The sequence below is a fragment of the Pseudoxanthomonas mexicana genome, from assembly GCF_010093385.1.
Taxonomy (GTDB): Bacteria; Pseudomonadota; Gammaproteobacteria; order Xanthomonadales; family Xanthomonadaceae; genus Pseudoxanthomonas_A; species Pseudoxanthomonas_A mexicana.
The window spans coordinates 22,094-42,258 of the sequence record NZ_PDWV01000016.1; the positions used below are offsets into that span (position 1 = coordinate 22,094).

Genomic DNA, 20,165 nt, shown 5'->3' on the forward strand with positions numbered 1-20,165 from the left:
CCACGCATTCATTGGCATTCCAAACACCGTTCCAAGATTTCCCGTTTACGTACGACAGCAACACTGAGGTCCATGAACCTAAGGGGCTCCGGGCGGGCGGATCGGATTCCAAGCTTCACGGCAGCCTCCATTGAAAACGAACGAGCGTTCATATTTACCCACTATAGTGCATAATCAACTCGTTGGTTGTTCCTCATGGCTGCACTTGCTTTGCATTGGCTGCTGAATTGATTCAATAGTTGCTACGACGACTCATACTGACTCCCAAGCCGTGTTCCCCACGGCAGAGACGCCAATCGTCGCTGACGTATTGCATACTCTGGTCGCAGCGGATGACGACCTCCGAAGTAGCTCGACGGCGCCAGATGGCCATCGGCAGTGCATCCATCGCCAGTTCGCATGCCAAGCGGGAATTATCGACCACCCAATGGCCCTGCGCGAACAGAGGTCGATCAGCACGGCCAATTTCAACCAACCTTCAGCGGTGTGCCGGATGCGCGAAGGCGTCTTTCCGTGGCCATATAACCTTTTGCGGATTTTTTCTGCGGAGCGAGCGAGGCTTCCATACCCCATTCCTTGCGGTCAATCTCGGACCGTGGAAGAGCAGGTCCAACTCCAGGCGGATGCTGTTGTCTTCGCACCGAAAACCGTGGCGCTCAGTGCGCTCTCTGCGGAGTGCAGTGCGAAGCGGGCAAGGTCCGTAGTGGACAGATCAACACCACACTGCGCTGCCGATGCGCGCCTCTCAGCTCACAGTAGAGCTTCGATTTCCGAGCGCAGACGAGCAGGCGGGGTCATCGGGGCAAAGCGCCGGACCGCATTCCCCTGGCGATCCACCAAGAACTTCGTGAAATTCCACTTGATGGCCCGGCTACCGAGGAGACCTGGCGTCGCGCTTTTCAGCCAGTCAAACAGCGGGCTGGCTTTGGCTCCGTTGACGTCAATCTTGGCGAACATAGGAAAACTAACGTCATACTGGAGCTTACAAAAGGTTGCGATCTCCTCTTCATCACCAGGTTCCTGCTCACCAAACTGATTGGAGGGAAAGCCCAGCACAACAAAGCCACGTGCGCCAAGGTTGCGGTAGAGCGACTCAAGACCGTCATACTGCGGCGTGAAGCCACAATTGCTGGCGGTATTGACGATCAGGAGAACCTTGCCACGATAGTCTGAAATCGGCACGTCACGTCCGGAAATATCAAGTGCATGGAAGTCATAGATCGTTGTCATTACCGTGTTCCCCTCACTTCCGGTTCAATCCAGTGAACGTGCCATAGTGGCGACAAGCGACTGCGTCAGTGACCGCAGTTGCAGCATGTCGGCATGATCGGAATCGATCCGCGCCGCGAGCGTGCGCGGAATTTCGTTGGCTTGATGTTTGAGTTCCTGGCCATGCTCGGTCAGGGTCAGAAACACGCGGCGCTCGTCATGGGGGCTGCGTGTGCGAGACACGAGATCGGCGCGCTCCATGCGCTTTAGAAGTGGGCTCAAGGTGCCAACATCGAGATGCAGGCAGGCCTGAAGCTCGCCGACTGTCGCCGTCTCCCGCTCCCAGAGCACGAGCATGACGAGATACTGGGAATAGGTGAGCCCGAGGGGCGCAAGCAGCGGCCGGTAATGTCGTTGGATCAGATTGGTCGCCGCGTAAAGCGGAAAGCATATCTGCTGGTCGAGGTGCAGCATATCGTCGGCCTGATCGGCCGTCGCCCCTGGAACTCGTTGGCGGCTATCGCGGCTCAACATGCTTCCACGATCAAAGCGACGTCGATATTCCCCCGCACAGCGTTGGAATAGGGGCAGGTGCGATGTGCTTCGGCGACGATCGCTTCGGCGGACGTCTGATCAACACCGGCGATGATCACCTTGAGTGCGACACCCAGCCCAAAGCCGCCACCTTCCCGAGCGGACATCCCGACCGTAGCAACAACGCGGACGTCATCATCCTTGATCTTCTTTTCTTTGTTGCGGGTGACGTGAATGACCGCATTGCCAAAACAGGCGGCGTAGCCTGCGGCGAACAGTTGCTCCGGATTCGTCGCGTCGCCTTTGCCGCCAATGCCTTTGGGTAAGGAGAGCTTGAGATTAAGCAGGCCATCGTCACTGGTGGCAACGCCATTGCGCCCGCCAATCGCGGTCACTGTTGTCGAGTACAAAGCAGACATTCAGAATCCTCCTGCGTTTAAGTTGCTAGCAATTCTATTGCTAGCAATATGTCTCGTCAAGAGTCTGAGAGCGGGCCCTTTTGCCGGGGCGATTCAACTTGACCACTCCTGTGAAAGGCAGGTTCAGCGGATCGGGAGTCTTTACGATCCATAGGATCTGGCAGAAAAACCCAACGGCTGCCGGCCAAAGTGCGCCACGGCGTCGATTTGGTGCCAGAACGGTTCGCGCCCAAAGCACCTTGTCAGATCTTGCAAAAGCACTAGCTGCCCATACCGCGTGCTTGTGACCTCCCCCTGTAATTCGGAACAGCCAGCGTGGAGGATTCGGCGACACTCAGGTCTCAGAGGAGGCCCGTCGCCGTGAAGAAGTCGAAGTTCACCTAAGAGCAGATCGCGCTTGCACTGAAGCAGGCCGAGAGCGGAACGACCGTGGAGGAGATCTGTTGCAAGATGGGCATCAGCCAGACCGCGTTCTACGCCTGGCACAAGAAGTTTCGGGGGGCTTGGCGTGGCCGAGCTTCGCCGACTGGCTGCATGGAGAAGGAGAACCGCAAGCTCAAGCAATTGGTGACCGACCCGAGCCTGGACAAGGCGATGTTGCAGTATGTATAGCTATAGCGCCGGTGCGATTCGCTCAGGCCCATGAGCCTGTCGATGCCGCAGAGTAGATGGTTTCCTGCAACGTCCTCTTCCAGTAGAACAGTGGCGCTTGGCCGACTTCCTGACGCCCCCCTCATCGCGTGGACTCAGCTCTATCTATGGGACGTCAGTGGAGCAGCTTCAGACGATTGATACAACCGAGTTTTTCAACGGAATAGGTTGCGCGGTCATGTAGCTCACGCGGGCGCAGATGCCCTTGGCGTTCTGCTCCTCGACCGTGCGACCCGAACACTCGGGCTGGAGCACAGGAAACCGGTGGGTACGGCTTTCGGCGCCGGCATCCAGATACACGCCGCACAGGCGCTTGGCCTGTTCGGGTGTCTGGACAACGAACGATGCCGGCCCGTGTCGTCCTCCCCAGGAACTCTCGAGTACTTCGGCCAGCAGCAGGTACTGGCCGGAAATGCGCCCCTCGACTTCGCCCGGCCGATCATCACGACGCTCCGCTTCGACGTCCTTCCTCACCTGCTCCACGGTCGGGTAGTACCGCAGGATCGTTTCGTCCGGCCTTGCAGCCTCCACCTGACTGGCCACCAGAAGCGCCACCAAAACGCCCGGTGCGTACCTGCGTACATCGCGGCGGAGAAACGTTCGTCATTGGGGTCACCGCCTCACATAGCCCACTGCACCGTCGGCATACAGCACGATCTGGTCCCAGACATGCCCGCCATGCTCGACCACGCCGCTGCGCCGGTAGCGCTCGCCGGGTTTCAACGTTTCCAGCACATGGGCGTCGCTATCAGGGAATTCCCTGACCTGCACCACCGCCGGCGCCTGCCACTGTCCGCCCTGCGGCCTGACCCGGTAGTCCAGCAAGGCCATGCGCGCCATCAGCGGGTCGTGCACGTAAGCCTTGCGCTTGTCCAAGCCCCACGGGGCCACTTCGATCCAGCCCGTCGTTCCCACAATGCCACTCACCGGCACCAGGAAATCCTTCGCCAGATCGTCGATGGGGGGTGCCTGCGGCGATGGCACGGCGCGGAAGATCATCGGTGTGTCGTTGAGGTGCGCCCATTTGGGCAGGTTGCGACTGCGAAGAAGCGTGGGTGCCTGTGCAGTAAGCGCGATGCCGGCCGGCACCAGGGATGCCGCGCGCGGCTCGCTCGCCACCTCGGCCGCAAGGGTGGCGAGGTTGCGGGGATTGCCGGCGACGACCTTGACGCTCTTGCCGCTGCGATACACCAGCGTCGGGAATGCGAACGTCTTCGACCGGTCGTAAGGCCGCAGCTGGTAGGTGATGCTATCCATCACGCCTTGGTTGTAGGCCACGCCGCGTTGGGCCTTGGCGTCGACAGCGCGTGAAACCCGGCCGGCGAACGCATTGCCGACGCTCGCACTATCACGTCCCGCCACCACGGACGCGGCCGTTGTGCCCGCCACGGGAATCCAGCGTAGCTGCACATTGCCTGCCAACGCGCGGGTTTCGTCGAACAGGCGCTTGCTCCAGGCGCAATCGGTGCTGTAGACCACATAGACCGCCTTGGACGCTGGCTTGCCGTCGGCCGCCCAGATCGCATTCTCCACCGCATCCATCAACCCGGCGGCATCGTCGGGTTTGGTCACCACGACCTGCCTGCCGCGGTCCACCGCCAGGCCGGGCAGAGGCAACATCATCAGCAGCGTCATTGCCCACAGGCAGCGTACACGCCGAGTCGTCCGCCTGGTCTTCATCATGCATCGTGCAGGCAGCAAGGATTCATTACTCCGATGAAGTACACGTAGTGCCATGGCGCGTTTCCCCCTGTGGTTGAGATGGCGGCAGCGAACCCGAATCCGCTGCCCGATCGCCGAGCACGTCCTACTTGCGGCGGATGTCCTGGAGCGCTTCGTTGATCTTGAACAGAACGATCATGATTTCGCAGTAGATGCGCGCCAGTAGCGCGGAAAGCACGGCCAGGATCGGGGCGGCCACGATCATGCCGAAGCCCGCAAACCCGGAGTAGCGCATCAGGCCGAAACCCTTGACCATCAGCACCAGACCAGACACCACGGCACCGGCCAACAGGATCCAGTAGATGAAGGTGATGATCTTGGGTGTCACCATCGTGTCGAAGTAGAGCCAGTCTCGCATTTCATTTCTCCTCTTTGAAGTCCATGGTTTGTTCGTGCAGCTCGCACCGATGACAGCGGAACGCGGCTTCAGTCGCTCACGCGTTGGTAGGTCACGCCCATCGGTCCGGACAGCGTCTTGTCGTCGACACGGGTGAGTACCAAGGTTGCGCCGTCTACATCGGGATGGCGCACGCGTATGCGGTCGCCATCCAACTCGTAGCGCATCTGTCGCTCTACCCCGCCCAGATCCGATGACTGCACCACTACCCCGCCACGCTCGAAGCGCAGTTGGGTCAGGCCCATCGAGTCTTCGTAGGTACCCGCCAATCCGCCGCCACACGCAGATAGCAGCAGCGTGACGCCAATCAACAATCCCTTGGCTCGCCATGTCATCTCAGCGCTCCCCTTGACCATCGAAGTTGACTTCGCCAAACGTCGCCGGGCGGTTGTAGTGATCGCTGCCGATCGTGTATCCCAGCAGGCGGGCCTTGATGACCAGACCCTCGCTACGGCGACTGGCTCCGGTGATCAGGAACCGACTGTCCAGGACCACGCTGCGCAGGCCGCTGTTGCGCGTCAGTACGTCCTGTGCCCGCGCGGCATCCAGTGGCCAAAAGTTGAGCTCCTCCGGATTGTCGACCTGGAGACTGATCCGCTGTCTCTGGATCTCCGGCGATGGCTGCGCGTCGAAACTGAAAGCGCTGCCCGGCATGAACGCATCCAGGTAATACCCGCCCCGACCGGCGTCGTACTCGCCGAACTGCGCGTTGACGTTGAGTCGCAGGCGGCCAACCTCGGCGGTCCCGTCATAGACGCCTTGCAGGCGCTCCTGCTCCTCCTTCAGCAGGCTCGGACGCTTGAACTCGTCCGCATACTTCACGCGATACTGCGCTGAAGCCCACTCGTCGATCGGTGGTGTACGGCCCTCCAGCCGGTAGGCGAGCATGAGAATCTGTAGATCATCCGGATGATCCAACTGGCGATCGCCAAACCGATCCTCCGATGGCGTAGCGTCGATGACGCTACCAGCAGGTGATGCGGCCTGAGTGGTGCCCGCGGGAGAAGCTGTATCGGCGGCTTCTTGCTGCGGCATTGTTTGGCCCACATCACGCGCTGGCTGCTCGCCCTCGCAGGCGGCAAGCGTGAACGCACACAGGAGTGCCAGACATACGCTGCCGTAGCGGCGCGACTTAGAGGCGTACATCGCTGGCATCGCCGGCCTCCTTCACTTCCGCCTCGCGCCTTGCCTGACCGATGCGCTGCAGCTCCGCCTGCATGCCCTCGATGTAGGTGTAGGTCGTGCTCTGCTGGATCATCGCGGTGTGCAACTCCATCACCAGCCCCGGGTTGTTGCCGCTCAGGACGACCCTTGCACTGATGTTCAGCCCGCATCCGTCGGTCCAGCTGGCCCCTGTGTTTTCTCCCCCGGCGTAGACGCCATTGCGGCAGCGCCCGAACAAGGGGTTGGCTTCGGACAATGGATTGCCCGCGCGGTCGTAGACCCACTGCAGGTCGCGCGTGCCGGCTGAGTAGCCACGTGGCGAATCACTGCTCTCGCGGACCTGCGGCTGTCCGTACTTGGCGGTCAGGGCTTCCAGCGTGGCGTCCACCGAGGGCATCTGGCCGTCACGGAATTTCTGGGTGCGCCAGACAACCATCGCGGTCTCCTTACCTGGCACACCCGGCGTGGCGACCCGCACGATTTCGTCGGTGTGCTCCCACTTGAACTTGCCGCGGCACTCCTGCCACTCGCTGGCGAAATTGCAGGGCCGGTAGCTGCCCTTCTCGACCGTGAAGAATTGCGTGCCCAACGCGACGCCGTTCGTGTCAAGGCGATCGAGCCACCGATTCTCTTCCGTGACGACGGCTTCCTCACCTAGGCTGCAGCGTGTCGTCGCCATGGCTTCCGGCCGTGTCATGCCCAGACGCAACCCGATGATGTCCGGGCCGCTGAGCTCCTTGCGGACCTTGGCGGGACACCGCAGCGGCGCAGGGCCGTCCGGACCTGCCATGGCGGCCTCTTCCAACTCGTCCAAGGGGACGCCGCCCTCCTCCTCGCCCTCTGCCAGCTCGTTGCCACCGCAGGCAGACAGCACCAAGGCTGACAGCACGAGCAGGGTTCGATGAGTCTTCATTCGCATCGTTACTTTCTCCAGGTTGATTGGGCGTGGCCGACCTCATCGGCGCGCATCGGACCGCTCAGTCCAGCAACATGATCTGCACGCGACGGTTGACATCTGCCGCGGTGCGTCCGGACGCTTCAGTCCTTCTGAAGCGACCTGTCGGTATCCGGGGGTTGCGCTGATCGGCATGAGAGTGGAACCGCGCCTTGACCTGGGTGGCCACGAGCCCGGTGATGCTCCTCTTCAGGCCCATCAGACCCAGCACGCCCTTGTGGGCCGCCACCCTGATCGTCGGTAAGGGCACCGCCGTACCCAGTCCGGCCCACCCGCGAGGTCCCCAATCCACCTGTCCGCTGTTCCTCATCCGCTTGCCCGTCCCCGTGGTCCGGCGGCTGTCACGGCGCCGCACCGGTATGGAGAGAGCGTCACGGCACGGGCGGTCCCGCGTCCTCACGGAGGTTTCAAGAAACCTTCAAGCCCGCCGGGACGGGCTTTTCGCCTGCCCAATCGGGCCTATAACCGGCGTTATCATCGATCGCATGCCACCTACCCCGCCTCCCGACGCCCGCCTCTCCCGCTGGCGCTTCGGCACCGTAGAGTTCGACGAAGCCCGCCACGAGCTGCGTGTAGCCGGCCTGGCTGTCGACATCGAGCACAAGCCACTGCAGGTGCTCTCTGTGCTGCTGCGCCACGTGGGCGAGGTGGTGACCAAGGAGGAGCTTTTCGACCAGGTCTGGACCGGTCGGATCACCGTGGACCACGTGCTGGCTACGGCCGTGGGCAAGTTGCGCAAGGCACTGGATGCCGCTGGCGAGGATCGGATCGCCACAGTCCCGCGCGTCGGTTACCGGTTGGAAGGTCCTGTCGAGCGCGTGGCCCAAGGCCAACGGATGGAGGCCGCGCTGACCTTCACCCCCGGGCAACCGGTACCTAGCCGGGAACACTTCCTGCTGGAGAGGCCCCTGGGTCGCACGCTGGGCAGCGAAGTCTGGCTGGCGTGCCAGCCACGCACGCGGGACAGCCGCGTCTTCAAGTTCAGCGTGGGCGGCGAGCGACTTGCGGCCATCAAACGCGAAGCCACGCTGATGCGCGGGCTGCGGGACACTTTGGGTGAGCGGGACGATTTCGTCCGCGTGCTTGATTGGAATTTCGAGAACGAGCCGTTCTTTCTAGAGTGCGAGTACGGCGGGCAAGCCTTGCCCGAATGGGCCGAGGAGCACGGAGCACTGCAGGGCTGGAACCGCGAGCGCAAGCTGGCGTTCTTCCTGCGCATAGCGGCGGCGGTCGACGCCGCCCACGGCGTGGGCGTGCTGCACAAGGACATCAAGCCGGCGAACGTACTGGTTCGCTCGCGGGGTGACGACGCCTTTCAACCCTGCCTGACCGACTTCGGCAATAGCCGCCTGCTCCAACCCGAGCGCTTGGCAGAACTCGGCATCACCGGCATGGGCATGACGGTGACGACGGCCCACAGCGGTGACAGTTCCGGTACACCCCTTTACCTGGCGCCGGAACTCATCGCCGGACAACCGGCCACCGTGCGTAGCGACGTGTATGCACTCGGCGTGCTGCTGTACCAGTGGCTGGTCGGCGACCTACGGCGCCCGATGGCCCCAGGGTGGGAACGCGATATCGAGGATCCGCTCCTTGTGGAGGACATCCGCCGCGCCACCGATGGCGACCCTGCGCAGCGCATGGGCAGCGTGGCGGAATTGATCGAGCGGCTGTCGTCGTTGGAGCAACGCCAAGCGCAGGCAGAGCACAGTGCTGCAGCGGCGGCCGCCGCGCAGCAGGTGCAGCGCGCGCTGGAGCATACGCGAGCCCGTAGGCCCTGGGTGATCGCCACGATCGCCATGTTGAGCGTGGGCCTGCTGGCCAGCTCGGCACTCTGGTGGCGAAGCGAACAGCAACGCCGCACCGCCGAGATGCAGGCCGCGCGCGCCGAAGCGGTGACACGCTTTCTGAGCGACGATCTGATCGGCGCCCTGAGCCCGGGCGGCTCCGGCTTTGAGCGCGACCCGACGGTACGGGAGATGCTGGAACAAGCGGGCAAGCCCTTGGCACAGCGATTCGATCAGGATCCTGCGGTGCGCGGCGGCATTCATGCCGCGCTGGGCGATGCCTGGCGGACGCTGGGAGATCGCGAGCGTGCCGCCAGCCATCTGCGTCAGGCCGTACAGGACTATGGCCGCGCCTTTGGGGTGGACGACGCGCAGACGCTGATCACGCGTTACGGATTGGTGCGCACCCTGGCCTATGCCGGGACGCCCGAATCATTCGCAGAGGCTGCGCGTCAGCTGGAGGAAGCGGACAGGCTAGCGGGTAAGCGACGGCTGGACGGAGAGAACGAGGTAGCCCTCTATGCGGCCATTGCGCGTGGACAGCTTCACTTTCAGCAACTGCAGATAGAGCCCTCGCTGGCAGCGCATCGGCGGGCCGATGTTCTACAGCGGGCGCTGCGCCCGGACGATGCCTCGATGGCGGCGTTGATCCGCTCCAATATCGCCGACGGCTTGCTCAGATCCGACAAAGCCAACGAGGCCATTCCGTTGCTCCAGAGCCTGCTGGCCGATCCCCTGCTTCGCCCCGAGCGCATTGGCGAGTCCACGGTTGCGGGCTATCGCGTGATGCTGGCACGCGCACTGCGCAATCTGGGGCGTTACGCCGAGGCCCTGCCCATCGCCGAGGCGGCTGCGACAACGACCGAGCGCATCCTCGGCCCCGACGACTACACCACCTTGGTCCAGATGTCGCTGGTGGCGAGCATCCATGACTATGCCGGCGATTGCGCCAAGGCGCTGCCGATCGCGCGCACGGTTCGCCAGCGCATGGCCAAGCGGTATGGCGAGGAGCGCCAGGCCACGCTGATCGAAACGGGCAATCTAGGATTCAAGGAGTACGACTGCGGTGATCGCGACGCAGGCTTGAACTACCTGCACCTGGCCGAAAGCGGGCTTCGCAAGCACTTCGGCCAGGACAACGTCGCTGCCCACAGCTTCCGATATGCCTTGGCAGGCAACCTGGCCGAACAGGGGCGATATGGCGAGGCTCTGGAGATGGTCGAAGGGTTGAGCGTGCCGGCACTGACGGCCGGGGACTCCACGCCAGGTTGGGAGCATCGCCTGCAAGCACTGCGTGGCCAGATCCTCATGCAGTCCGGACGCGAGGTAGAGGGTCGCCCCCTTCTAACTTCCGCGGTCACTTCATTGTCACAGCTAGAAGTCGCCGATGAGGAACAGCTCAAGACATGGCAGGCGTTGCTTGGATCCCCATAGATACCTAGGACCGTCCTACTCAAGAAGCGCACGGCCGCTAGCAGCTATTAGCAGGCATGGAAGTCTACACAGGGAACTCAGGGCGGTTTCAGACCTAGGTGGTGTGCAGGTAGCCAGCTTGGCTAGCTCCTCAGCGCTCGTCCCTGTGCCTTACACTCCTCTGGCCGTGCACCATGCCGCGATCCCGGAGGCTAAGCACTCGCTTCGCTCCTTTGATATCTCGCGATTCTGTGGCGTGATGCAACGGTAGACAGCATGAGTTTTCCTACTATGGAGCAAAACTTTGAGCGAACGTGGCAAACGGACCGCCGCAAGGCCCTTCTACCTTCCCCTAAGATCCTCGTCCCAGAAGCTGGTGACAACTGCGTACGCGCCCACGTGGCCCCGCGACACTGGAAGGTATGACAGCAGCGAACGGCTCCCCGATATCGAAGCACTGTTTGATCGGACACTCAATCAGATCCGACACATCCATGAGGTTAGGCAACGCAACCCCAAGCCCTTCGACAGGTTATGGGAGCAGGTTGTCAAAAGGCTGAAAGAGTTCGGTAATGCCACTGCCTATGCGCACTGGAAGCAACGCGACATTATTCGAAACGCGGAAGAATTTGCCGAACTTGACGCGAAGCTAGGAGAGGCGTGGGCGAGCTTACTGGAAGCAGGAAGCGCCGACGACGCGGTACGCGAAGCTGCTGATGAGGCATTCCGCAAAGTACACAAGGATCGTGCAGAGCTGACCGCTGTGGTCAAAGGCGCCATTGATGACGCACTGGAGATCGCGATCGCCTACTGGATCGAAGCCAGGAACGCGCACAACAATGGAGATCCGCTTCGCGCACTGAACTGCCTTGTCGAGTGCCACTTCTTCCTGGGCATTACGTACTCGCCCAAGACGGACTACGAGGCCAAGAGCGAGGCCGGCGAGAAGTCTGGAAAAAAGGAAAGAGACGCGATCGCGGCTGCGGCACTGGAGGTCATGGGCAGGATCAAGATCGACAGAACGTTGCGTAGCCCTGACTTCCTACTCGGAAAAGTAGTTCAACTGATTGAGGCAGATCCAGTCCACGCCAAGGCGCTGGAGGATTTCAGTCAGTTGACCGCCAAGGGAAGGCGTGTCCAGAACTCACCTGCTGACCGGTTCTCCAATACGTTGAATGGTTGGATCACCGACAAGGAACAGCCCTACCCCCGAATTACCGCCCTGTACCGGTATCTGTGCAGCCAGATCGAGGCAGCAGCCCATAACAAAAAAGGAACTCCACGTAAAGTCAACGGCTAGGCGCTCGATTCAGGGCTGGGCCGGCCTTGACCAGACTTCTCCGCACCGCGGCGCACTTCGCACCGCGCCAACCGGAGAAATCCATGTCTTGCCAAGTTTCGTCCACCCCCTCGCCCTCCCGCCCCATCCCTCGCCGTAGCCGCCTGGCTCAGGCTACGGCCAACCCCCACCCCGCCCCAGCGGGGACGGCTTCGTCCCTCAGTCGAGAGATGCTGGAACGGCTAGAGACCATCTATCGCGCCGTCCAGCAGGCCCCGATCCTGGATCAGGCCATTCGTTTGCCCGAGGTGCTCACCATCGCCGGGGTCAGCAAGAGCACCTGGTACGCCCGCCTCAACCCGCGCTCGCCCTCGTATGACCCCCGAGCACCTAGGCCGTTCAAGCTCGGCACTTCCGACCGCTCGCCCTCCGTGTGGTGGCGCTCGGCCGTGGCGGCCTACGTCCAGGCATGCGCCGACGCATGTGCTACCTACGAAGGAGGTAATGCATGAGCGTCAACGACACCTCCACGAACCCGGCCGGCGGCCATCTCGCGGCCAAGGCCCTTCAGGCCAAGGAAGCCCTGCTCACCCTTCAGCCCAAGGCTCAGCACCAGAAGGCCGAGCTCTTCACCTTGCTCTACCCGACCATCGTCGAATTGTTGAACAAGCACGTCAGTCAGAAAGCGATCCTGGACATGCTTCAGACGCAGGGATTGAAGCTGCACCCCAGCCGCTTCAAGGGTCTGATGGCGGCTCACGCAATGGCTGCGAGATCTTCGCAGGACCATCGCTCGGACGAGGAGGGAACAGCATGAGCATGATGTTCACCCCGCCCCCTTATCCCGTCAACGCCATGTACTCGCCCGTGCGCGACGCCATCTGGGAAGTACAGGCTCAGGTGCAGGCCCCGGATGCGATTGTGGCCGGTTCTTTCCTGACGGCCATGGCTGTGGGCTGCCAAGGAAATGCGGATGTACTGCTCCCGACAGGGCTCGTGCGCCCGGCCAGCTTGTGGCTAGCCATGTTCGGGCAGTCTGGCGAGCGCAAAACCACGGTCGATGGCTTGGTCTGCGCCCCCATCCATGAGCATGACAAGAAGTACGCTGCTGCCAACGCTGAAGCACTGGCGCAGTACGGGGCAAAACTTCGCATCTGGCAGGCGGTCGATACCGCCTTGCGAGGCAAGCTAGCCAAGGCCGTGCAGGACGAAGCGGACCTGGAGCAGTACAACGACGAGCTGATAGCACATGCCCGTCGCGAGCCCAGCAAGCCTGTTCCTCGTCGCATCATTCATCAGAACATCACCGAGCGCCCACTTGTCGAGGCGTTGCATGGTGATGGCAAGTGCGTTGCCATCCTGAGCGACGAAGGCGAACTGGTACTTAAGGGTGGAGCGTTGACAAAGCCATGCATCCTTAACAAGGGATGGGATGGTACCGGCACATTGCCTTTAGCGCGCGCCGATGGCCAGTTCGTTGCCACGAACCCCCGCGTCACCGTTAGCTTCATGGTCCAGGAAGAAGTCTTCGAGCAGTTCATGGACAAGCGAGGCCGCATCACCCGTGGCTCTGGCCACCTCGCTCGCTACCTGGTTGCATGGCCAGCCTCGACGGTCGGATTCCGCCGTATGACACTTGGAGATCATGTATGGGTGCACCTGCCAGCATTCCATCGGCGGGTCAGCGAGCTGCTGGAACAGGCGGATCAGCGCGCGGCCGACGGCCAATCGCGCACGCTGTTGGAATTCAGTGCCGAAGCAAAGGAGCTCTGGGTCAACGTGCAGAATGGCATCGAGACTCAGCTCCGACCAGGCGGCCAGTTTGCCAGCATCAAGGACTTCGCAGGCAAGTCTTTGGAAATCGCGGGCCGCCTCGCTGCGATCCTCCACCATTTCAATGGCCTGGAAGGGCTGATCAGTCAGGAGACTCTCCAGCGCGCGCTGGATGTCGTCGAGTGGCACCTGCTCGAGTTCCAGCGCTTGTTTGGCGAACGGGATGAGGTCCCCCAAATTCAGCGAGACCTGCGAAAGATCGGCATGTACCTGCATCGTCGCTACTGGTCCCAACGCCTGAGCAAAGCGGCATGGAACGAAGTGCGCAAGCACAACCCGATCAGAGACCAGGACCGCTTCGAAGCCACCATGTGGGAGCTGCACCGGGAGGGGTCTATCCAGATCACCTATGAGGGAAAAGGAAAGCGATTTATCCTTCTCAATCCCGCCGTGTTCAGCCAAATATCTCACCTTTAACGCATAGTCAAAGCCGCCCCCTCGGGGGGCGGCTTTTTGTTCTGCACGCCATGCACTCGCTACGAATGAAGCGGCGTGCAACTCATGCAGAGTATCCAGGCCAACCGCAACCAGTGGCCTGCCCCCATCTTCCCGCCGCGCTAGCCAAGCGCCGCCCGCGCCCCGGTGTAAGCCACTCTCTGCTGAGGTGACATCTGCCTGATCCGGCCCGGCCCCAAGTGACGCTCTGGCGCACGTAGTACGCCTTGCTCCCGCAGGCTCCTGTGATCAACCCGCGCCGCGTAGCCATGCCTTGCCAAGTGAAAATTCTGGATGTCTGCCGCGAGCTTGCGCATCGCAATGAGGTCATCACGCACCTGCATCCGGGTGCGGCCACCACCCATCTTCCTGCACCCTCCCTGCTCCGGCCAGAACGGATTGAAACGGGCGAACGTCTGCTCAGGCGAACGCTCAATCCCGTCCGGCATGCGATCGGAGTACATCAAGTGCATGTGGACGTTCTGTTCGCCTTGCAGGGATGATCGCGGCGAGTGGACTGCGTACTGATAAGGCCGCGCTCCGACAAGCTGGTGGACCAGGTCCGATACCAGTGGAAGCAATGGCGGTCCTGTCAACTCGTTCGGGAGCGCGATGACAAGCTCACGGTACGTCGCGCCGTTGGCGCGCTCATGCTCGTCGGCCGCCCGCCAGAACTTTTCCGGATCTGCGCCCGCCCATGGAGGCAGGTTGCCATACCCGGACAGAACCAAATCCGCTCTGGCACCATGATGGCCCCGACGCGCCACGTACCTTGAGTGCCCGAGAGCATCTCCCTTTCCGCCACTCTTGATTTGAAAGCTGAAACTTGCCATCTGTGCACTACCCTTTCCGGTCCAGACAAAAGAATGCCGACGAGGCTTCTCTCATCGGCGTGTTTGGACAGGATCGTTAAGCGGCAATCTATGCTGATGCGAAGAAACGGTAAGTGCGCGTGGGGCTTTGCCCCCCCCTACTGATACCCACTAGCAGCTTCTGCTCCCTTCAGCTGATCTACCAACACTCAACATGCCTGTCTCATACAGGTAGGACTGATGACGTAAAGATTTACACGACCGGTCTGGGATCATTCCGTGGCGAGGCTGCAGTAACGACAAGGGCGCGTGGGCGTAGCATGTACTCGGAGCCGGCGTGGGACGATGCCGATATGCTCTGAAAAAAGAAATTGGATCGCACATGAAGGAAGGGGAGCCAGCGGCTCCCCTTCCTTACCTAACGACTCAACGGCAGCGGGCAATGCCGTATTGTTCCCAACGACAGTTTGCTTCTCGCCAGGCCTGCATGGCTTGTGACACGTGCCCGAGCACGTTGCCATCATCGTCCACACACACGATGCCGCAGGTCATACCTCCATGCAGGACATGAAGATTGCGGATCACCGTGGTGTGGGCCTGCAGGTAGGCCTCGTCTACCACCTCCCCGCTAGCCAGCGCGCATTCGGCGTGATCAGGATAGAAGCTGCAGTTCGCCGGGTAGACCGGATATCCATTGGCGCTTACCTGTGTTGGAACGCCCACGAGGCGGCCTGGATTGCCTGTGCGCGCTGCAGCCTGAACCTCCAGCAGATGGGCTTGGTACTCAGGCCCGTCTGGCGGGAGATCGGTAGACGCCATGACTAAGCGTTCGTCGGCCGCCTCCGAAGGAGCATCTGACCACTCAGCGACTCCATCCGGCCCCTCCTCCGGGGCGACCGATACGTCATTGGCTGATACCGGCTCGCCGATGATGGTCGTTTGGCTTGCAGGTGCACTCTCCTGCTTGCGTTCGGCCGGCATCCCCAGACTGGCTCCAAGCTGGTCACATCCTGTGAGCAAAGCCAGCAGTACTGCGGTGACGCATATCACACACAGAAAGCTACGAACGCCCTTCCTCGTCATCCCAGATCTCCGCCCGGCAAGCCGGGAACCACTTTCTCCTGCACTACCGTGATCTGACGGGCCTTGATCTGACCGGACAGCAGGGGGCTGAGCACCATGTACACCAGAATGACCAATGCCGACAGCCACGCCTCGATGGCGATCGTCCAGAAGAAGAGGAAGACGTGCAGGCCCCAGAACAGGATCGGCGACAGCACTCCAATAGCCTTGCGCAGCTTGATCCGGTTGACCACCACATTGTTCTGAAAGTACGGCAGTGGGAAGCGACCGTTCTTGAGGCTCAGGTAGGCCCGCAAGCTCACGGGGATGATGAAGAAGATCAGTGCAAGTGTGTAGATGAAAACGCCCATTTGAATGTTGCTCCTTTGTTGAATGGGTAGTGGTAGGGAATGCGTCAGAAGCCCATGGCGTAGCCAAGGATCGGGTTGAGCATCTTGTTCTGGTACTCGATCAGGGTTTGCCCACTTGCCTGGTCGGTATCGATGCGGTAGGTGAAGTCGACCGACCGCTCGCGGTCGTGGTAGACGTAGGTGATACGGGCATCGCACTGATAGCTGTCGATGGCCTCGTCGTAGTCCAACGTGCGGATGTTGGAGATCTCGTAGGTATCCAAGATCCCCATGAACTCCTCTGCGGTTCCCCGTTGAGTCTGTGGGGCGTACTTCTCCACCTCGGCCTCAATGGCCTCGTCCAGCACGGACAACGTGTCCGTGTCGCCGCAGTCGGGTGTGCCGCCTGCACATCCGGCCAAGAGAGCAGATGCCAGCAACGCGCTGGCTAACGTCATTTTCCTCATGTTGTTCCCCGTTTTGGCTGACTCAGTAGTCAGCTCTAGTGACCGTGTGGTGCTGGCCCAACCGCCCCCTTATGCTAATCGTAGTATGTCGAATAGTAGTATTCAAACCGAGACCATCCCTCGATGGCTCGGGCGGCTCACGAAATTCGGTTGGTTACTGTCTTTGCCGGCAATGTTCGGCGGCTGAGAAAAGAACGTGGACTGTCTCAGGAGGACTTAGCTGAGGCGGCTGGAGTCCATCGGACTTACATCGGCATGATCGAGCGCGGCGAGAAGAACGTGACGATCTACAACATCGAGCGCATCGCTGCGGCGCTCAAAGTGCGCCCCGGGTCACTCTTGGACTAACGGCGCAGAGCCGCCCCTCACTTTGCGATCCGGCAGCGAACAGCCCCGGCAACCATGCCGGGGCTGCATTGTTGCTCGCTACCTGGGCCGCCTCCCTACACCCATTCCCGGGGAGCCATTGAAGCCACTCCATTGGCGGTGACCACGAAGTGATCCAGCAACCGGATCTCCACGAGCCGAAGCGCACTCTTGAGCTGCGTGGTGACGGCCCGATCCGCCGCTGATGGTTCCACGTTTCCACTAGGATGGTTGTGGGCCATCAGCACCGATACCGCATTCAGAGCCAGCGCGCGCTGGACTATGACGCGCGGACGCACTTCGGCACCGTCCACCGACCCAGAGAACAAGCGCTCCACCGCGATGAGCCGATGCTGGCTGTCGAGGAAGGCCACCTCCAGGTGCTCTCGCGTTTCTCCGCCGAGCCGCAGCCGGAAGAACGCTTCGCACGTGGTTACGTCACCTAGTGCCTGCCCAGGGGTGCCGGCTCTCCGTTCCAGAATACGCAGCGCCCGAGCGATGGCCCGGTCGTCCCGGATCTGGAGAGTCTCCTCTGACAAGAGCCTCCGGCTATCGGCCACCGCAACTCCTCGTGAGCGTACCGCCCTCACGCGACCAGCCCCATCACTTCCTCCCACGCGCGCTGCTTGATCCGAGCACCCTCTCCGAACCATGCCGCATCCCGTCGATGGTCATCGCTCCGCGCCCGCCGATGATGGTCGACGTACTCGGTGATGCCGTTGAGCAACCCCCAGGCCGTCCCCCGACTGGAAGCCAGCTGGGAACCTCGGCCTCCCCCTCCATACAGCGCGCGCACGCCGGCGACAGCATGCTCGTTGACCACAGGAGCCGCGTTGGGAACGGCATAGGTCAGGACACGGCGCAGCAGGGCTTCTGCCGTATCCGGGTCCACGGGCCGAGCGCAGAGCACCTTCATCCGCTCCACGAACCCATCCCATGCTGCAACGGTGATCCCGAGTTGGCGCTTGACCTGAGTCGCGTCGAACTGACTCCGATGGGGCACCTTGATGGCCCCCTCCCCTTGGCCCACCGCAACCGCTAGGGTGTTGTTGCAGACCACCCGGACCGAGGTGAACTGGGCAGTGGTGGCCAATGTCCCATCGCAAGCCGTGGCCAGCAGCAAGTAGCCATCTACCCGATCCCGGCCCCGGAGCAAAGTGCTCTGCCCGGTCCTGGCCAGTGCCCAGAACTTCCGTCCTTCCCTCAGGACCCCGGCCGTCTCCAACTCGAACCCGTTGTCAGCTGTAAGGTCCCGGTAAAACTCCAGGATCTCGCCCGGCTGGACGACCTGGAAGCGCCTGGAGACCACGGCCAGCGGGGCCTTGGTGTCGGAGCGATACAGGACCTTGTTCTCGGGAAAGGCATTGATGGCCCCGATGTTGTGGCTGCCGGTGACGTATCGGACCTCGGCCTCTTCGATCTGCCAGTCCATGCCGGCTTGCTGCTTCCAGACCTCGATCGGCTGCTGCCGGGCGAGCTTGTTGCCCAGCCCATGCCAGGGCTTCTGGCCCACGTAGGCCATGGTTTCAACCAGGTGCATTGTCATTTCCTTGTAAGTGGGCGGCATAAACGCACAAGGCCCGGACGAGCCGGGCCTTGTGAGGGATGCCAGTAAAAGGGGACGGATTAGGGATCAAGGAAATCACCGCAGTTGCCGCACGTGGTGGCGGCAGTGCATTTGACGATGCCGGCCATCACGGCCGTGGCGACCACCATGATGCAGTAGATCAACTCGACCTTGTTTTTCATCATTGCGAACGTCTCGGATGAGCACTTCGTTGCGGAGTGCCGGACGCGAAGCCAGTTAGCTCCAACTTCAAACAGGTAGTATGTGTTTGAAAAATATTTGCTTGACCATGCTAACTCTGCGTATACCCGTTTGACCCGGGCGCTCCCTACTTCCAGATCGTTCGCAGAAAGCCGAGTGAATGTGCCGGCAAGAACGCCAGCAAATCACCCGAATGGCTGATCCTGATTGCTGACCATTCATCTTGCTGCATCAGGCGCCTCTGTACGCGAACAATCCCGCTGCTAGCGCACCATATGCCGATGCGCAACGCGCGCTATCGCGCAGATCCTCGTGCGTGGCGACTCATGGCCTGGGTGGAGATCGCCCGACTAGATTCTGGCTTGGCTTCGCCCGCGCTTCGTGTCTTCGAGAAGCATGGACATGGGCGCGAGCTGACCGTCTCATCCCCCCGATTCACTTGATACTTCCCAGCCTGCCCACCGGCTTCGGGGGCGGGCCTATGGCTATTGCAGTCAGACCCAGGAAGACCAGTTCGGCCCAACGGGACGACGCGAAGCCGACTAGGGAGCTCCGTCCTTCACAAACCTTCCTTTCTCTAGAGAAGAGTCATCTGTCAGCTCAAGTATCTCTTCAGTCAGAAGGTCCCACATGCGGTCCAACGACATAGGCAAGGCCCTTGTCGGAATCCTGAAGTGATGAGAAAAAACCAGGAGCAGGTGTTCCTTCCAAGCGAAGGATGAGTTGGCATGCAGGCCCATAAGACTCAGTAGTTCATCCGGCCCCTTTGCCTTGATGAAGCCTGCGATAGGGGCATCGACCCTTTCGGTTCCGATGCCACGCCTTGCTTCCGCGATGCACTTGTCTACAGCCTTTCTGCTCGCCGGGTGCTTCCGCGAGATCACTCCGCAGTGGAACGCTGAAAGAACAAATACATCGGTATAGGAGTACTCAACCTCTAGCTTTCCATTAACATCCTTGAAGCGCATGAGGATGACGCCACCTTCGCTTCCCTCACCCGCGGGAGAGCCTCCAAATCCAAGCTGCTCTCCTAGATACCAACCAGGCCTTAGGATCTTCTTGTGAATCTCCCAGGAGGCTGTGGAAGCCGAAGCCGAGACTGATTTGACCTGGATCTTCCGCAGACTGTCTTGATCATCGAAGATGACGTCGAAGCCATCTCGATCTACGTCGTCAAAGTAGGAGTTGAGGTAGTAACCTCTCCTGGCAGCCGCCAGCTTTAAGTCGTAGGAGAGCTTGCTCATCAGAATTGCTTCGCGTGCATGCGAGTGATTTGGCTCGTCCAAGAACGCCTCAAGCTCTGTCTTCTTATTTCCCATGTCCAATCCCACAAGGTTGCCTGCTTCCAGCATGCCCTAGCTCGACCTCAATCGCTGGGTACGAGACGCCACCAAAACACCTGACCGGGTGTCGATTCGGGGGGGAGCCTCTCTTCCAGCCCCAAGGAGACCAACACTAGCTTGATCGTCCAACTCAACCAGGGCGAGCTGGGTGTAAAGTAAAAAGGGGGGGGAGATTTCCGGCTAAGGGATAGCAGGAGCC

General features: G+C 61.2%; 25 protein-coding genes. 7 read left to right on the plus strand and 18 right to left on the minus strand.

Translation table 11 applies throughout. The features are described from left to right. Positions 1–750: 750 nt before the first annotated feature. The 3 genes from CSC76_RS07755 to CSC76_RS07765 are packed head-to-tail and all read right to left on the minus strand — an operon-like array spanning position 751 to position 2,162. A complete protein-coding gene (locus CSC76_RS07755; protein WP_162109457.1) occupies positions 751–1,230 on the minus strand; it encodes a glutathione peroxidase in 480 nt (159 codons plus the stop codon). 24 nt (positions 1,231–1,254) lie between these two features. After that, complete coding sequence (locus tag CSC76_RS07760) at positions 1,255–1,740, minus strand: MarR family winged helix-turn-helix transcriptional regulator (RefSeq protein WP_274382088.1); 486 nt, start codon at positions 1,738–1,740, stop codon at positions 1,255–1,257. After that, on the minus strand, positions 1,737–2,162 hold the full coding sequence (locus CSC76_RS07765; protein ID WP_162109459.1) for an organic hydroperoxide resistance protein: 426 nt from the start codon (positions 2,160–2,162) through the stop codon (positions 1,737–1,739). Before CSC76_RS07765 ends, CSC76_RS07760 begins: the two co-directional genes overlap by 4 nt. A 390-nt stretch (positions 2,163–2,552) precedes the next feature. On the opposite strand from CSC76_RS07765, the gene CSC76_RS07770 reads away from it, so the two are divergent. Continuing rightward, positions 2,553–2,774, plus strand: a complete 222-nt coding sequence (locus CSC76_RS07770; RefSeq protein ID WP_162109498.1) for a transposase — start codon at positions 2,553–2,555, stop codon at positions 2,772–2,774. A gap of 168 nt (positions 2,775–2,942) precedes the next feature. Here CSC76_RS07770 and CSC76_RS07775 read toward each other — a convergent pair whose 3' ends face one another. The 7 genes from CSC76_RS07775 to CSC76_RS07805 all read right to left on the minus strand — a co-directional run bounded on the left by CSC76_RS07775 (position 2,943) and on the right by CSC76_RS07805 (position 7,280). Beyond that, on the minus strand, positions 2,943–3,368 hold the full coding sequence (locus CSC76_RS07775) for a hypothetical protein (protein WP_162109460.1): 426 nt from the start codon (positions 3,366–3,368) through the stop codon (positions 2,943–2,945). A gap of 57 nt (positions 3,369–3,425) precedes the next feature. Beyond that, entirely contained in the window at positions 3,426–4,436 is a 1,011-nt protein-coding gene (locus tag CSC76_RS07780; protein ID WP_162109461.1) for a hypothetical protein, read from the minus strand. Between the two features lie 184 nt (positions 4,437–4,620). Then, entirely contained in the window at positions 4,621–4,893 is a 273-nt protein-coding gene (locus CSC76_RS07785) for a DUF4282 domain-containing protein (protein WP_056879360.1), read from the minus strand. 68 nt (positions 4,894–4,961) lie between these two features. Then, positions 4,962–5,267, minus strand: coding sequence for an LPS-assembly lipoprotein LptE (locus CSC76_RS07790; RefSeq protein WP_162109462.1), 306 nt, complete (start codon positions 5,265–5,267; stop codon positions 4,962–4,964). A gap of 1 nt (position 5,268) precedes the next feature. Continuing rightward, positions 5,269–6,087 (minus strand): hypothetical protein, encoded by an 819-nt coding sequence (locus tag CSC76_RS07795; protein WP_162109463.1) that lies wholly within the window; start codon positions 6,085–6,087, stop codon positions 5,269–5,271. Continuing rightward, a complete protein-coding gene (locus CSC76_RS07800) occupies positions 6,065–7,015 on the minus strand; it encodes a hypothetical protein (RefSeq protein WP_162109464.1) in 951 nt (316 codons plus the stop codon). Before CSC76_RS07800 ends, CSC76_RS07795 begins: the two co-directional genes overlap by 23 nt. Positions 7,016–7,073: 58 nt before the next feature. Continuing rightward, a complete protein-coding gene (locus CSC76_RS07805) occupies positions 7,074–7,280 on the minus strand; it encodes a hypothetical protein (protein WP_162109465.1) in 207 nt (68 codons plus the stop codon). 256 nt (positions 7,281–7,536) lie between these two features. Here CSC76_RS07805 and CSC76_RS07810 point away from each other — a divergent pair, with 256 nt between their 5' ends. From CSC76_RS07810 to CSC76_RS07830, 5 genes are all read left to right on the plus strand, one after another. Next, entirely contained in the window at positions 7,537–10,272 is a 2,736-nt protein-coding gene (locus CSC76_RS07810) for a protein kinase domain-containing protein (RefSeq protein ID WP_162109466.1), read from the plus strand. Between the two features lie 355 nt (positions 10,273–10,627). Further along, positions 10,628–11,551 (plus strand): hypothetical protein, encoded by a 924-nt coding sequence (locus CSC76_RS07815; RefSeq protein WP_162109467.1) that lies wholly within the window; start codon positions 10,628–10,630, stop codon positions 11,549–11,551. Between the two features lie 209 nt (positions 11,552–11,760). Continuing rightward, on the plus strand, positions 11,761–12,042 hold the full coding sequence (locus tag CSC76_RS07820) for a helix-turn-helix transcriptional regulator (RefSeq protein ID WP_162109468.1): 282 nt from the start codon (positions 11,761–11,763) through the stop codon (positions 12,040–12,042). Further along, positions 12,039–12,347, plus strand: coding sequence for a hypothetical protein (locus CSC76_RS07825; protein ID WP_162109469.1), 309 nt, complete (start codon positions 12,039–12,041; stop codon positions 12,345–12,347). Before CSC76_RS07820 ends, CSC76_RS07825 begins: the two co-directional genes overlap by 4 nt. Next, complete coding sequence (locus CSC76_RS07830) at positions 12,344–13,780, plus strand: YfjI family protein (RefSeq protein WP_162109470.1); 1,437 nt, start codon at positions 12,344–12,346, stop codon at positions 13,778–13,780. The genes CSC76_RS07825 and CSC76_RS07830 overlap by 4 nt, the downstream gene beginning before the upstream one ends. A 140-nt stretch (positions 13,781–13,920) precedes the next feature. Here CSC76_RS07830 and CSC76_RS07835 read toward each other — a convergent pair whose 3' ends face one another. The 4 genes from CSC76_RS07835 to CSC76_RS07850 form a co-directional block, all read right to left on the minus strand. Further along, positions 13,921–14,631, minus strand: coding sequence for a MobA/MobL family protein (locus tag CSC76_RS07835; RefSeq protein WP_162109471.1), 711 nt, complete (start codon positions 14,629–14,631; stop codon positions 13,921–13,923). A gap of 405 nt (positions 14,632–15,036) precedes the next feature. Then, positions 15,037–15,591, minus strand: coding sequence for a hypothetical protein (locus CSC76_RS07840; RefSeq protein ID WP_162109472.1), 555 nt, complete (start codon positions 15,589–15,591; stop codon positions 15,037–15,039). Positions 15,592–15,689: 98 nt separating this feature from the next. Then, positions 15,690–16,043: a hypothetical protein gene (locus CSC76_RS07845; protein WP_162109473.1), complete on the minus strand. Its 354-nt coding sequence runs from the start codon at positions 16,041–16,043 to the stop codon at positions 15,690–15,692. Positions 16,044–16,087: 44 nt separating this feature from the next. Further along, positions 16,088–16,315 (minus strand): hypothetical protein, encoded by a 228-nt coding sequence (locus CSC76_RS07850; RefSeq protein WP_162109474.1) that lies wholly within the window; start codon positions 16,313–16,315, stop codon positions 16,088–16,090. 297 nt (positions 16,316–16,612) lie between these two features. On the opposite strand from CSC76_RS07850, the gene CSC76_RS07855 reads away from it, so the two are divergent. Next, on the plus strand, positions 16,613–16,837 hold the full coding sequence (locus tag CSC76_RS07855) for a helix-turn-helix domain-containing protein (RefSeq protein ID WP_162109475.1): 225 nt from the start codon (positions 16,613–16,615) through the stop codon (positions 16,835–16,837). A gap of 95 nt (positions 16,838–16,932) precedes the next feature. Here the strand turns inward: CSC76_RS07855 and CSC76_RS19255 are convergent, their stop codons facing one another. The 4 genes from CSC76_RS19255 to CSC76_RS07870 form a co-directional block, all read right to left on the minus strand. Continuing rightward, positions 16,933–17,415 (minus strand): JAB domain-containing protein, encoded by a 483-nt coding sequence (locus CSC76_RS19255; RefSeq protein WP_379606268.1) that lies wholly within the window; start codon positions 17,413–17,415, stop codon positions 16,933–16,935. 26 nt (positions 17,416–17,441) lie between these two features. Then, entirely contained in the window at positions 17,442–18,395 is a 954-nt protein-coding gene (locus CSC76_RS07865) for a DUF932 domain-containing protein (RefSeq protein ID WP_162109477.1), read from the minus strand. A gap of 86 nt (positions 18,396–18,481) precedes the next feature. Beyond that, positions 18,482–18,604, minus strand: a complete 123-nt coding sequence (locus CSC76_RS19260) for a hypothetical protein (RefSeq protein WP_274382089.1) — start codon at positions 18,602–18,604, stop codon at positions 18,482–18,484. Positions 18,605–19,165: 561 nt separating this feature from the next. Next, positions 19,166–19,975 (minus strand): hypothetical protein, encoded by an 810-nt coding sequence (locus tag CSC76_RS07870; protein ID WP_162109478.1) that lies wholly within the window; start codon positions 19,973–19,975, stop codon positions 19,166–19,168. Between the last annotated feature and the right edge of the window lie 190 nt (positions 19,976–20,165).

Coding starts and splice junctions, on each gene's coding strand:
- CSC76_RS07755 (WP_162109457.1), bottom strand. CDS start 1,230: ATGACAACGATCTATGACTTCCATGCACTTGATATTTCCGGACGTGAC.
- CSC76_RS07765 (WP_162109459.1), bottom strand. CDS start 2,162: ATGTCTGCTTTGTACTCGACAACAGTGACCGCGATTGGCGGGCGCAAT.
- CSC76_RS07780 (WP_162109461.1), bottom strand. CDS start 4,436: ATGATGTTGCCTCTGCCCGGCCTGGCGGTGGACCGCGGCAGGCAGGTC.
- CSC76_RS07785 (WP_056879360.1), bottom strand. CDS start 4,893: ATGCGAGACTGGCTCTACTTCGACACGATGGTGACACCCAAGATCATC.
- CSC76_RS07790 (WP_162109462.1), bottom strand. CDS start 5,267: ATGACATGGCGAGCCAAGGGATTGTTGATTGGCGTCACGCTGCTGCTA.
- CSC76_RS07795 (WP_162109463.1), bottom strand. CDS start 6,087: ATGCCAGCGATGTACGCCTCTAAGTCGCGCCGCTACGGCAGCGTATGT.
- CSC76_RS07800 (WP_162109464.1), bottom strand. CDS start 7,015: ATGCGAATGAAGACTCATCGAACCCTGCTCGTGCTGTCAGCCTTGGTG.
- CSC76_RS07810 (WP_162109466.1), top strand. CDS start 7,537: ATGCCACCTACCCCGCCTCCCGACGCCCGCCTCTCCCGCTGGCGCTTC.
- CSC76_RS07820 (WP_162109468.1), top strand. CDS start 11,761: ATGCTGGAACGGCTAGAGACCATCTATCGCGCCGTCCAGCAGGCCCCG.
- CSC76_RS07825 (WP_162109469.1), top strand. CDS start 12,039: ATGAGCGTCAACGACACCTCCACGAACCCGGCCGGCGGCCATCTCGCG.
- CSC76_RS07830 (WP_162109470.1), top strand. CDS start 12,344: ATGAGCATGATGTTCACCCCGCCCCCTTATCCCGTCAACGCCATGTAC.
- CSC76_RS07835 (WP_162109471.1), bottom strand. CDS start 14,631: ATGGCAAGTTTCAGCTTTCAAATCAAGAGTGGCGGAAAGGGAGATGCT.
- CSC76_RS07840 (WP_162109472.1), bottom strand. CDS start 15,591: ATGCCGGCCGAACGCAAGCAGGAGAGTGCACCTGCAAGCCAAACGACC.
- CSC76_RS07845 (WP_162109473.1), bottom strand. CDS start 16,043: ATGGGCGTTTTCATCTACACACTTGCACTGATCTTCTTCATCATCCCC.
- CSC76_RS07850 (WP_162109474.1), bottom strand. CDS start 16,315: ATGGGGATCTTGGATACCTACGAGATCTCCAACATCCGCACGTTGGAC.
- CSC76_RS07855 (WP_162109475.1), top strand. CDS start 16,613: ATGGCTCGGGCGGCTCACGAAATTCGGTTGGTTACTGTCTTTGCCGGC.
- CSC76_RS07865 (WP_162109477.1), bottom strand. CDS start 18,395: ATGCACCTGGTTGAAACCATGGCCTACGTGGGCCAGAAGCCCTGGCAT.
- CSC76_RS19260 (WP_274382089.1), bottom strand. CDS start 18,604: ATGAAAAACAAGGTCGAGTTGATCTACTGCATCATGGTGGTCGCCACG.
- CSC76_RS07870 (WP_162109478.1), bottom strand. CDS start 19,975: ATGCTGGAAGCAGGCAACCTTGTGGGATTGGACATGGGAAATAAGAAG.